This window comes from Candidatus Accumulibacter aalborgensis, from assembly GCF_900089955.1.
Taxonomy (GTDB): Bacteria; Pseudomonadota; Gammaproteobacteria; order Burkholderiales; family Rhodocyclaceae; genus Accumulibacter; species Accumulibacter aalborgensis.
This window is the reverse complement of record NZ_FLQX01000109.1, coordinates 41,789-53,343: the sequence shown is the minus strand read 5'-3', so window position 1 is coordinate 53,343 and position 11,555 is coordinate 41,789. Positions and strand designations below refer to the sequence as shown.

Sequence of the window (11,555 nt, the reverse complement as noted above, 5' to 3'; positions counted from 1 at the left end):
CTGCCGCGATACGCCTGCGCTTGGACCGAACGTCCTCGGGGCGGCAGATAAACGCTATTCGTTCGGCAAGGGCTTCGACGTCACAAACCTGCGCCACATGCGGCTGTTTTTTCAATTGTTTCCAATTCGCGACGCACTGCGTCGCGAATTGAGCTGGACCCACTACCGATCGCTTCTGCGCGTCGAAGATGCCGATACCCGCCTGTGGTACATGAATGAAGCCGCCCAGCAGAACTGGAGCACGCGGGCGCTCGACCGGCAGATCGGCACGCTGTACTACGAGCGCCTGCTGGCGAGCCAGGATCGTCTACCCGTTCGCGAAGAAGCGGCCGCAAGAATTGGCGCGCTGGCACTCACCCCGCGCGATTTCGTTCGCGATCCCGTCATGCTGGAATTCCTCGGCCTGCCCAACACCGGCAAGCTGCTCGAATCGAGTCTCGAAGACGCGCTCATCGGCCATCTGCAGTCGTTTCTCCTGGAGCTTGGCAAGGGCTTTGCCTTTGTCGCCCGCCAACAGCGCATCAGCACCGAGTCGAAGGATTTCTACCTCGACCTCGTTTTCTACAACTACCTGCTCAAGTGTTTCGTTCTCTTCGATCTGAAGACCGACGAACTGACGCACCAGGACATCGGCCAGATGGACATGTACGTGCGCATGTACGACGATCTGCGGCGCGGCGAGCAGGACAATCCGACCGTCGGAATCATCCTGTGCGCCCGGAAAGACCAGTCGGTCGTCCGCTACTCGGTGCTACACGGGAATGAACAGCTTTTCGCGACCAAGTACAAACTCGTCCTGCCTTCAGAGGAAGAACTGCGCGCCGAGTTGGTCCGCGAACAGGAGGTTCTGGCTGAGCAGATTGCCGATCTCGCTGAGGACGAGCAAGGAGACGGGGATGATCGCTGACCTCAAGCCATATGCGGAGTACAAGGAGTCGGGGCTACTCTGGTCGCCAATAATTCCGGCGCATTGGCATGAAGAACGTGCGAAACGGCTCTTCACGAAGATGGAACGTCCCGTTAGAGATGACGATGGCGTCGTTACCTGTTTCCGTGATGGCATGGTGACACTCCGCAAGAACCGCCGCTTGGCTGGCTTTACCGAAGCAATCTATGAACTCGGTTATCAAGGGATTCGCAGGGGGGATCTTGTCATTCATGCGATGGATGCCTTCGCGGGAGCAGTAGGTGTATCGGATAGCGATGGCAAAGCCACGCCGGTCTACGCGGTTTGTCAGGCAAGGAGCGGCGCCAACGCGTACTACTATGCGTTCATCGTCCGCGAGATGGCGAGGTCCCAATGGATTCTTGCGCTCTCTCGCGGGATTCGAGAACGTTCGACTGACTTCCGCTATGCTGCTTTCGGGGGGCAACGCGTACCTTTCCCCCCGCCCGAAGAGCAGGCCGCGATCGTGCGCTTTCTGGATTGGGCGACCGGCCGGCTGGAGCGAACGATCCGGGCAAAGCGCAAGGTGATCGCGCTGCTCAACGAACAGAAGCAGGCCATCATCCACCGCGCCGTCACCCGCGGCCTCGACCCGTCCGTGTTTCTCAAACCCACAGGCACCCCTTGGCTCGGCGACATTCCACAGCACTGGGAAGTTTGGCGTGTTAGTCATTTTGCCCGGGTAGGCAACGGCTCGACGCCTTCTCGTGCCAACCCAGGCTACTGGACAAAAGGGGTCTGTCCTTGGCTCAACAGTTCTCAAGTAAACCGCGGTTTCATAGATAGCGCTGACCAATTCGTGACCGCAGCCGCGCTGCGCGAGTGCCATCTTCCCAAAGTCGCGGCTGGCAGCGTGCTCGTGGCCATTACAGGCCAAGGGAAGACGCGCGGCATGTCTGCTGTGCTCGGTTTCGAGGCGACCATCAATCAGCATATCGCGTTCATCACTCCGCGAGTACCGATCACAACTGCCGCGTTCCTTCATCTCGCGCTGACGGCTGCGTACTTGCAACTTCGCGCATCAAGCGAAGATGCCGGCAGCACGAAGGGTGCCATCACGTGTGAGGACCTCAAACGATTCAAGTTGGCGATTCCACCGCTGCCCGAGCAGGATGAATTGCTCGCGCGTATCCAGGCCGAGACGCGCACACTGACGCACGCCATCTCCCGGCTCGCACGCGAGATCGAGCTGCTGCGAGAATACCGCACCCGCCTCGTCGCCGATGTGGTGACCGGCAAGCTCGACGTACGCGAGGCAGCGGCGAAACTGCCCGATGAAGCCCAGTCCGAAACCGCCGACGAAGCCGTCGACTTTGGCGACGAAGCTGAAATCATCGACGAAGAAATTGCGGCATGAACCTAAAAACCTCCATTGGCGGGGGGAAATCCCGTTCATGCTTCGACAGGCTCATACTTCGACAGGCTCAGCAGAACGGGATTTTTTCGGCTCATCCCACGGGTGAGTTTCCGTTCGCCCTGAGCAGCCCGCGCAGCGGGCGTGTCGAAGGGCTCTCGTGTCATCAGCAGAGGTTTCCAGGATGACCACCGACACCAGCGAAAAAGGCCTCGAAACGCTGATCATGCGCCACATGACCGGCAGCGACGGCATCAAAGTCACGCCCGGCATGGTCGCCGAGGCGCCCGCGCCCTACGGCGGAACGGGCTACTTCGCCGGCAGCGCACAGGACTACGACCGGGAACACGCGCTCGACGTGCCGCAACTCTTCGCTTTCCTGCGCACTACGCAGCCCGACGCGTTCAGGAAGCTCTCGATCGCCGACACCGGCGACGCCAGGAACCTCAACCGCCTGAAGTTCCTCGCCCGCCTGTCGACCGAGGTCGGCCGGCGAGGCGTCATCGACGTGCTGCGCAAGGGAATCGACCACCATCCCGCCGGCCACTTCGACCTGTTCCACGCTACGCCATCGGAAGGTAACGCCAAGGCGGCAGCGCTGTACGCGCAGAACCGCTTCTCGCTCACTCGCCAGCTCGCCTACAGCAGCGACGAGACACGCCGTGCGCTCGACCTCGGGCTCTTCATCAACGGCCTGCCGATCATCACTTTCGAACTGAAGAACCGCCTCACCAAACAGACCGTCGAGGATGCCGTCGAGCAGTACCGCCGCGACCGCGACCCGCGCGAGAAGCTCTTCCAGTTCGGCCGCTGCGTCGTGCACTTCGCCGTCGACGACAGCGAAGTGCGGATGTGCACCGAACTCAAGGGCAAGGGTTCGTGGTTCCTGCCCTTCAACAAGGGCTACCACGACGGCGCCGGCAACCCGCCCAACGACGGTCTCAAGACCGACTACCTGTGGATGGAGATTCTGACGCCGGCGGGCCTGACCGACATCGTCGAGAACTACGCGCAGGTCGTCGAGACGAAGGACGCCAGGACGGGCAGGAAGAAACGCACGCAGGTCTTCCCGCGTTACCACCAGCTCGGCGTCGTTCGCCTGTCTCTGGCCGACGTGCGCGACCACGGCGCCGGACGGCGCTACCTCGTCCAGCACTCGGCCGGCAGCGGCAAGTCGAATTCGATCGCCTGGCTCGCACACCAGCTCATCGGCGTCAAGCGCGATGGCAAGGCGATCTTCGACTCGGTGATCGTCGTCACCGACCGGCGCCTCCTCGATGCCCAGATACAGACGACGATCAAGCAGTTCATGCAGGTCGGCGCGACGGTCGGCCACGCCGAGCACTCGGGCGACTTGCGCCGCTTCATCGTGCAGGGCAGGAAGATCATCGTCTCGACGGTGCAGAAGTTCCCTTTCATCCTCGACGAGATCGCCACACAGGGCGACAAGACCTTCGCCATCCTGATCGACGAAGCGCATTCGAGCCAGGGCGGCAAGACCACGGCGGCAATGAGCCGCGTCCTGGCTAATGCGACGGGCGATTCGGGCGAGGCCGTCGACCCCGAAGATACGGTGAACGACGCGCTGGAAGCGCGCGTGGCGGCACGCAGGATGCTGACCAACGCGAGCTACTTCGCGTTCACCGCGACACCCAAGAACCGGACGCTGGAGATGTTCGGCGAGGCGCTGCCGCCCGACGCCGAGGGCAAGGTGAGGCATCGGCCGTTCCACAGCTACACCATGAAGCAGGCGATCGAGGAGCGCTTCATCCTCGACGTGCTCAAGGCCTACACGCCGGTCGACAGTTACTACAAGCTGATCAAGAAGATCGAGGACGATCCGCTGTTCGACAAGAAGAAGGCGAAGAAGAAGCTGCGCCGCTACGTCGAGAGTCACGAGCACGCGATCCGGCTCAAGGCCGAGATCATGGTCGACCACTTTCACGAGCAGGTGCTCGCCGCCGGCAAGATCGGCGGCCAGGCGCGGGCGATGGTGGTCACCAGCGGCATAGCGCACGCGATCCAGTATTACCACGCCTTCCAGGCCTACCTCGTCGAGCGCAAGAGCCCGTACCGGGCGATCGTCGCCTTCTCCGGCGAGCACGAGAGTGGTGGCGGCGGCGCCAGGGTCAGCGAGGAGTCGGTGAACGGCTTTGCCAGCGGCGACATCGCCGAGAAGATTCAGAGCGACCCGTACCGCTTCCTGATCTGCGCCGACAAGTTCCAGACCGGCTACGACGAGCCGCTGATGCACTCGATGTACGTGGACAAGGCGCTTGCCGGAATCAAGGCGGTGCAGACGCTGACGCGGATCAACCGCGCGCATCCGCTGAAGCACGACTGCTTCGTCCTCGACTTCCAGAACAACAGCGAGGCGATCACCTTCGCCTTCCAGGATTACTACCGCACGACGCTGCTCGCCGACGAGACCGACCCCAACAAGCTGCACGACCTCAAGCTGGCGCTCGATGGCGCAGAGGTGTACTCGCCGGCGCAGGTGCAGGAGTTCGTCGCCCTGTTCCTCGCCGGCGCCGACCGCGAGCGCCTTGATCCTCTCCTCGACGCATGTGTCGCGGTGTACACCGACACGCTCGACGAGGACCAGCAGGTCGACTTCAAGGGCAAGGCCAGGGCGTTCTGCCGCGCCTACGACTTCCTCGCCGCCGTCATGCCGTGCAGCAACCCGGAATGGGAGAAGCTCTCGATCCTGCTCAACCTGCTCACGGCCAAGCTACCGGCGCCGCAGGAGGAAGACCTCGCCCATGGCATCCTCGAAACGATCGACATGGATACCTACCGCGTCGAGAAGAAGGCGGCGATGAAGATCGCGCTGGCCGACGCCGACGCCGAGATCGAACCGGCGCCGACGGCTGGCGGTGGTCACCAGCCTCAACCCGAACTCGACCGCCTGAGCGAAATACTGAAGACCTTCAACGACCACTTCGGCACGCTGTTCGACGACGCCGATCGCATCGTCAAACGCATCCTGGACGACATCGCGCCGAAGGTCGCCGCCAACGCCGGCTACCAGAACGCCAAAGAGAACACGCCACACACCGCGCGCGTGGCGCACGACCAGGCGCTGAACAAAGTGATGCAAATCCTCCTCAAGGACGACACGCTGGTCTACAAGCAGTTCGTCGAGAACGAGTCGTTCCGGCGCTTCGTCGGCGACATGGTGTACGCGATCACCAGCCGATGAACCTAGAAACCTCGGTTGATGACAAGAGAGCCCTTCGACACGCCCGCTACGCGGGCTGCTCAGGGCGAACGGAAGCTCACCCGTTGGGTGAGCCGAGAAAATCCCGTTCGTGCTGAGCCTGTCGAAGCATGAACGGGATTTTCCCCGCCAACAGAGGTTTTCAGGATGAACGTCCTGCGCGACGTTTCTGGTTAGAATGCGTCGACCATGAGCGACGACCCCCAAGCGCACACCCGCCACGGCGACGGCGGACACAGGGTGACCGACAGCCCGTCGCTGGCCCTCGCCGCCTTTGCCGCCTGGCTTGCGTCACGACCTCCGACCACAGGCGAGGCGTGCCTCCGTGACGAGTGAACTGAAGCACCGGCGCCCGCCCTCGGCGGTCTGCAGCCAGCGGAGGCCTGGCGCCAGGGCAGCGCCATGAGAGTCGTCGTGCAGCGAGTCGCATCGGCGCGGGTTGAGGTTGGCGGACAGGTGGTCGGCGCCATCGGCTCGGGCTTGCTCGTCCTCACAGGTTTCACAGCCAGCGACACCGAGGACGATCTGCTCTGGATGTCTGCCAAGCTTGCCAGGCTACGCATCTTCGCCGACGCGAGCGGGGTAATGAACCGCAGCGTCGTCGAGGCCCAGGGTCAGATTCTGGCGGTCAGCCAGTTCACCCTCTTCGCTTCGACGAAGAAGGGCAATCGCCCCTCCTGGAGTCGCGCTGCCCGACCGGAACTGGCGCAGCCCCTGTTCGAGCGCTTTGTCGAGCATCTCGAGCAGGCGCTTGGCCGCCAGGTCCACACCGGCGTCTTTGGCGCCGAGATGCAGTTGCACCTGATCAACGACGGTCCGGTGACGATCAGTATCGATTCGCACTCGCCGGAATAGCCGGGTAGCCGGGCACTCGCCGGTCCTGACCAATCGCCTCACCGGCCTTTACCTGGCGAGACCGAGCCAGGCAAAGGTCTGTGCTCAGGGTCTCGCCGCAGCGAGAGCCGACCTTGACCGCCGTTGATCGGCGCACCTATACTCCTGCCCCTGCGGTGGTATTTTCCATCCTTCTTGTCGCGCCACTCGGCCGAGTCTGCAGGTCTCGATCCCGGTATCGTCGATACCTCCCTTTCAATAGATCAGGTGCTCACCAAACTTGCGCAACGCCCTTCATTGATTTCGGTGCGGGATTAGGGCGACCTGAGAACGCGGCGGTCTTTGGGCACGCAGCGTTAGTCACATTTCGATAAAGCGACCCTTTTCGAGCCCGGAAACCATGTCCATCAACTATAACCTGGCGTGCGCAGTGCATCGCCACAGCCTCGCAACGCCAGACGCTATCGCTGTGGTCTACAAAGACCGCTCGGTTAGTTACCGAGAGATGGCCGAGCGCGCGGCGTCGCTGGCAGAATGCCTGACGCGCCGCGCCAACTGGCAGCGCCAGGACGGCACCCCGCCGCGAGTGGGCATCCTGGCTTCGCGCGGGATTGATGCCTGCGTTGCTTTGCTTGGCGCGTGCTGGGCCGGTGCCACTTATGTTCCGCTCAGTCTGAAACTTCCAGAGGAGCGCCTTCTCACGCTGTTGTCTCTTTGTCGTCTCTCGGCGATCATCGCTGACCAAGAGGGAGCAAAGCTGCTCAGCAGGAGGGTGCTGGGCGCTTGCCCGTCTCTGGTGATTCATGCGGCGCATGAGCTGGATGCGCCGCCGGACAGCCAAGTCGAGCTGGTAGACATCGAGTCTTTGCCGGCTACCGAAGCTGGCGAACCACAGCCGATGGAGGCGAATGATACCGCCTACATCATTTTCACTTCCGGGACGACGGGGGTTCCGAAGGGTGTGATGATCCCGACACGGTCGATTCGGCATTACCTTGAGGTGATCACCCCTCTGTTGGACCTGAGAGCCAGCGACCGGGCGCTCGAGCCCTGCGAGCTGAGCTTCGACTTCTCGGTGCACAATATGTTTTCGACCTGGCAGGCGGGCGCATCGCTGCATATCCTGCCGGCAACGGTAGTCATGAATGCCGTCAAGTTCGCGCGCCAGTCCCGCTTGACGGTGTGGAACTCAGTGCCATCTCTGGTTGGCATGCTGCGCCAGGTCAAGGCCCTCAGTCCCGGTATTCTGCCTGATCTACGGGTCACGGTTTTCGGTGGCGAACAACTCCCCGCGGGAACCGTGGCGGCCTGGCAAACGACGGCCACCAACAGCGCGGTTTACAATCTCTATGGTCCGACCGAGGTGACCGTTTTCTGCCTTGGTCAAGCGATTACGAGACCGATTCCACTTACCCCAGGGCGAGACTTCGTGGCCGTCGGCACGCCGCTGCCGGGTAGCGAAGCCATGGTGGTGAGCGAAAACGGTGAGGTCGTGGCGGACGGCGCGACGGGAGAACTGCTGGTCGCCGGTGCCCAGATTGCCGAAGGCTATCTCGACGCGCCCGACCTGACGGCGGCCCGCTTTCCAATGCTTGACGGCCAGCGCTGGTACCGGACCGGAGATTTGGCGATGCGCGACGATGGCGGGACTTTTCATTGCCTCGGCCGCATCGACAACCAGGTGAAGGTTCTGGGCTATCGAGTAGAACTGGAGGAGGTCGACGCACACTTGCGCATCGTCAGCCACGCGGATGTCGTCGGATCGGTCGCCTGGCCTTCGCTGGACGGGATGGCGCGCGGGCTGGTCAGCTTTGTCGGTGGCCAAACGATCGACAGCGACCAGATCATTGCCGACCTCAAGGCGCGGCTTCCGGCTTACATGGTTCCGAGCCGGCTTATTGCCCTTGAGCACATGCCGCTCAACGCAAGCGGAAAGGTGGACCGTCGCGCACTCCTTCAGTTGCTCGACCAAGAATCTCCATGAACCAGATGCCTACCGAAACTGGCACGCCAAATCCTCTGCAGCGCGTCGGCAGCACGCTATTTGACGGACGAAGGCTGCGCGGCATTCTGGCGATAGACGAGCGAGAAAATTGCATCGCGCTCGCCCAGATCATGATTGGCAGACTGGTGATTGGTCTTGTCGCGCTGGCAACTGTGTCAACGAGTTACGACTGGTGGCATGCCGCTCTGGTCGTTGGCGCCGCCATGGCGTCCGCTTTTTTTCCGAAATACCGCAACGCAATCATCTTCGGTGCGACGTGGGTGGTCGCATTCTTGTACTTGTGGCTCTCGAAGACTTTTGTTCCGGACTACATCAGTAACGTGATGGAACAGGAATACGTGGAGAATATTTCGCCACTGGCGCTGGCCTGTGGAGCGACGCTGTTTTTTCTCATCTGTGCATGGTGCACCTTGTGGTTGGCTCGCCGCGACAAGACTTGGTTCTTTGCGCGCCGACCCATAATGACGTTGATCGGGCTGGCGGCAGTCCTGTGCGGCCTCACGTCTCTGGACGGCGTTCAAGGCTTGTCTCGTGTGCTCCTGTGTTCGATCCTGATCGTTTACACGCGCTACCTGTGGTTTCTGGCTTATGCGATCATCGATCAGCGCTCGCGTGAGGCTAGTCCACCACTTTTTCAACTGGGCGTTTTTCGCCCCTTCTGGAGTAGCTCGTCGATTCCGATTGGCAAGGGGGCTGCCTTTCTGCGCAAGGCGTTGTCGAAGACGCCTAGAGACCTCGCAGTCACGCAAATCAAGGGCCTCAAGTTGCTCCTTTGGGCCAACATACTGCTCGCGCTAAAATTAGCGCTCACCTGGTTTTTTGAAGATCACCTGCAAGTCCCGAGTGTGGAACTGGCGATGGATGCGTTTCTCCACCATCAACCTTTTTCGATTCATGTCGGCTGGGCATCGCTGATCTGGTCGACAACCAAATTCTGTTTGAAGGCGGCATATGGCGGTCATTTATTTGTTGGCGTAGCGCGATTGGCAGGCTTCAGACTGGCGCGCAATACCTGGCGGCCACTTGAGTCAAGAACACTGATGGAGTATTTCAATCGCTTCAGTTACTATTTCAAGGAGCTGCTGGTTGATTTCTTCTTTTTGCCGACCTTCTTCACGACCTTTCGCAATCACCCACGTCTGCGCATGTTCTTCGCCACTTTCATGGCCGCCGGTGTGGGGAATGCCATCTGGCACTTCATCCGGGATATCGATGTGGTGGCCACAATGGGTCTGGCGGGAGCTTTTGAGACTTACACCAGTTATGCCTTTTATTGCCTCATTCTGGCGACCGGTGTCGGCGTCTCTCAGGTTCGTGCGAGCATGGGAGTCAAGCCCTCGGCGACTTTTTTTGGCAGACTTCATTCGTTCCTCTTCGTCTGGTCGTTTGTCGTCTGCCTGCATGTCTTCAGCGACGAGTCGCGCAACCACACCCTCGGTGAACGTCTCTCTTTTTTGGCCAGCCTGTTTGGAGTGAGTTAATGAACATCAGCGGTAAAGAGAAATTGCGCGAATTTCTCAGGGAAACCTTGGCAAAACACGGTGATCGGAACGATCTCACGGATAGCGAATCAATTTTCGTCAGCGGCAGACTCGATTCCTTCTCCATGATGATGCTGGTCATGCACCTGGAGGAGTCGTTTGGCATTGATTTTTCCAGCGTTGAATTTGACGTCGGACTCCTTGATTCAATCAACGAAATCGAGTCTTTCGTCGATTCAAGAACTGAGGGATAGCGCATGAACGCCGGACGCGATGCGCAAGCCGCGGCGACGGAACGCGCGCTCGCACGGGCGCACGGACTGGCCAACGCTTTTCTCGCCTCGCTGGCGGAGCGCGCGGTGAGTCGCGCGCCCTCCCCGGACGAAATGGCAGCGGCGCTCGACGAGCCGCTACCGGAGACCGGAAGCGATCCTGCCGCCGTGGTTGACGAGTGGTTCGAGCGCGCCGAACGCGGCATCACTGCGTCGCCAGGTCCTCGCTTCTTCGGTTTCGTGACCGGCGGCGTGACGCCAGCCGCACTGGCCGGAGACTGGCTCGCTTCGGCGATCGACCAGAACGCGGGGCTGTGGGCGAGCAGCCCCGCTGCGGCGCAAACAGAACTCGTCGTCCTGCGCTGGCTCAAGGAACTTTTCGGTTTGCCTGTCGAGTGGGCCGGTGCGCTGACCAGCGGCGCGACGATGGCCAACCTCGTCGGCCTGATCGCGGCGCGCCAGTGGGCCGGCCGGCGACTGGGCTTTGATGCGGCGGCTGAAGGGCTCGCGGGTCATTCGCCGATCGTCGTCGTGGCCAGTACGGAGATCCACCTCAGCGCCGTCAAATGCCTGGGCACTCTCGGCCTTGGCCGCAAACAGGTGCGCAAGGCATCGGCGCCGGGCGGCTCGGTCGACATCGCGGCGCTGGCGACCCTGCTGCGCGACATCGACGGACCGGTGATCATCGTCGGCAACGCGGCCGAGGTGAACAGCGGCCACTTCGACGACATCGCCGCGCTCGCCGATCTGCGCGATTCCCACCCCGGTGGCGCCTGGCTACATGTGGACGGCGCATTCGGCCTTTTCGCCAGCGCGTCGCCGCGGCTCGCGCACCTGACGCGCGGCATCGAGCGGGCGGACTCCGTTGCGTCGGACGCGCACAAGTGGCTGAACGTGCCTTACGACAGCGGCTTCGCCTTCGTTCGCGACGGGGCCATCCTGCGCGAAGCGTTTGCTGCGAGCGGCGCCTATGTCGTCGGCAGCGGCGGCTGGGACCCGTTCACGCATGTTCCGGAAATGTCACGCCGCTTCCGCGGGCTCGCCGCCTGGTGTGCGCTCAAGGCGTTTGGCCGGGAGGGCTACCGAGCGCTCGTCGAGCGCTGCGTGGACCATGCAGCCGCCTTTGCACGCTGGGTCGAGGCGACGCCCGACGTCGAACTGATGAATCCCGCACCGCTGAACATCGTCTGCTTTCGCATTGTCCGCGAGGGCTGCGGAAAGGCGGCGACCGACGAACTCAACCGCCTGGCGGTTCGCGCCATCCAGGAAGACGGCCGCGCGTTCGTCACCGGAACCATCTGGAATGGCCAGGCGGCGATTCGCGCCGCGTTCGACAACTGGCAAACGACGCTTGACGACGTTGCAATGCTCCAGGCTGCCGTCAAGGATGTCGCCACGTCGCTCACGCCTTGAACGTTCCACAGGCGAATGGGCTGCGCCGGC

9 protein-coding genes are annotated in these 11,555 nt (G+C 61.8%); all 9 read left to right on the top strand.

Annotated elements, in window-relative coordinates; genetic code table 11:
• On the top strand, positions 1-907 hold a 907-nt coding region (locus ACCAA_RS10355), incomplete at its 5' end, for a PDDEXK nuclease domain-containing protein (protein ID WP_186407169.1).
• The gene (locus ACCAA_RS10350) at positions 897-2,303 is read left to right on the top strand and encodes a restriction endonuclease subunit S (RefSeq protein ID WP_186407168.1); all 1,407 of its coding nucleotides are present in this window, start codon (positions 897-899) and stop codon (positions 2,301-2,303) included. The genes ACCAA_RS10355 and ACCAA_RS10350, both read left to right, overlap by 11 nt.
• A gap of 181 nt (positions 2,304-2,484) precedes the next feature.
• A complete protein-coding gene (locus ACCAA_RS10345; protein WP_186407167.1) occupies positions 2,485-5,502 on the top strand; it encodes a type I restriction endonuclease subunit R in 3,018 nt (1,005 codons plus the stop codon).
• Between the two features lie 207 nt (positions 5,503-5,709).
• Complete coding sequence (locus ACCAA_RS10340; protein WP_186407166.1) at positions 5,710-5,856, top strand: hypothetical protein; 147 nt, start codon at positions 5,710-5,712, stop codon at positions 5,854-5,856.
• Between the two features lie 66 nt (positions 5,857-5,922).
• Positions 5,923-6,375, top strand: a complete 453-nt coding sequence (gene dtd, locus ACCAA_RS10335; protein ID WP_186407165.1) for a D-aminoacyl-tRNA deacylase — start codon at positions 5,923-5,925, stop codon at positions 6,373-6,375.
• Between the two features lie 379 nt (positions 6,376-6,754).
• The gene (locus tag ACCAA_RS10330) at positions 6,755-8,338 is read left to right on the top strand and encodes an amino acid adenylation domain-containing protein (protein WP_186407164.1); all 1,584 of its coding nucleotides are present in this window, start codon (positions 6,755-6,757) and stop codon (positions 8,336-8,338) included.
• Positions 8,335-9,840 carry a hypothetical protein gene (locus ACCAA_RS10325; RefSeq protein WP_186407163.1) on the top strand — a complete coding sequence of 502 codons (1,506 nt, stop codon included), beginning with the start codon at positions 8,335-8,337 and terminating at the stop codon, positions 9,838-9,840. Before ACCAA_RS10330 ends, ACCAA_RS10325 begins: the two co-directional genes overlap by 4 nt.
• The gene (locus ACCAA_RS10320) at positions 9,840-10,094 is read left to right on the top strand and encodes an acyl carrier protein (protein WP_186407162.1); all 255 of its coding nucleotides are present in this window, start codon (positions 9,840-9,842) and stop codon (positions 10,092-10,094) included. The genes ACCAA_RS10325 and ACCAA_RS10320 overlap by 1 nt, the downstream gene beginning before the upstream one ends.
• A 3-nt stretch (positions 10,095-10,097) precedes the next feature.
• A complete protein-coding gene (locus ACCAA_RS10315) occupies positions 10,098-11,525 on the top strand; it encodes a pyridoxal phosphate-dependent decarboxylase family protein (protein ID WP_186407161.1) in 1,428 nt (475 codons plus the stop codon).
• The last annotated feature ends 30 nt before the right edge of the window (positions 11,526-11,555 follow it).

Coding starts and splice junctions, on each gene's coding strand:
- dtd (WP_186407165.1), top strand. CDS start 5,923: ATGAGAGTCGTCGTGCAGCGAGTCGCATCGGCGCGGGTTGAGGTTGGC.
- ACCAA_RS10340 (WP_186407166.1), top strand. CDS start 5,710: ATGAGCGACGACCCCCAAGCGCACACCCGCCACGGCGACGGCGGACAC.
- ACCAA_RS10325 (WP_186407163.1), top strand. CDS start 8,335: ATGAACCAGATGCCTACCGAAACTGGCACGCCAAATCCTCTGCAGCGC.
- ACCAA_RS10315 (WP_186407161.1), top strand. CDS start 10,098: ATGAACGCCGGACGCGATGCGCAAGCCGCGGCGACGGAACGCGCGCTC.
- ACCAA_RS10320 (WP_186407162.1), top strand. CDS start 9,840: ATGAACATCAGCGGTAAAGAGAAATTGCGCGAATTTCTCAGGGAAACC.
- ACCAA_RS10345 (WP_186407167.1), top strand. CDS start 2,485: ATGACCACCGACACCAGCGAAAAAGGCCTCGAAACGCTGATCATGCGC.
- ACCAA_RS10350 (WP_186407168.1), top strand. CDS start 897: ATGATCGCTGACCTCAAGCCATATGCGGAGTACAAGGAGTCGGGGCTA.
- ACCAA_RS10330 (WP_186407164.1), top strand. CDS start 6,755: ATGTCCATCAACTATAACCTGGCGTGCGCAGTGCATCGCCACAGCCTC.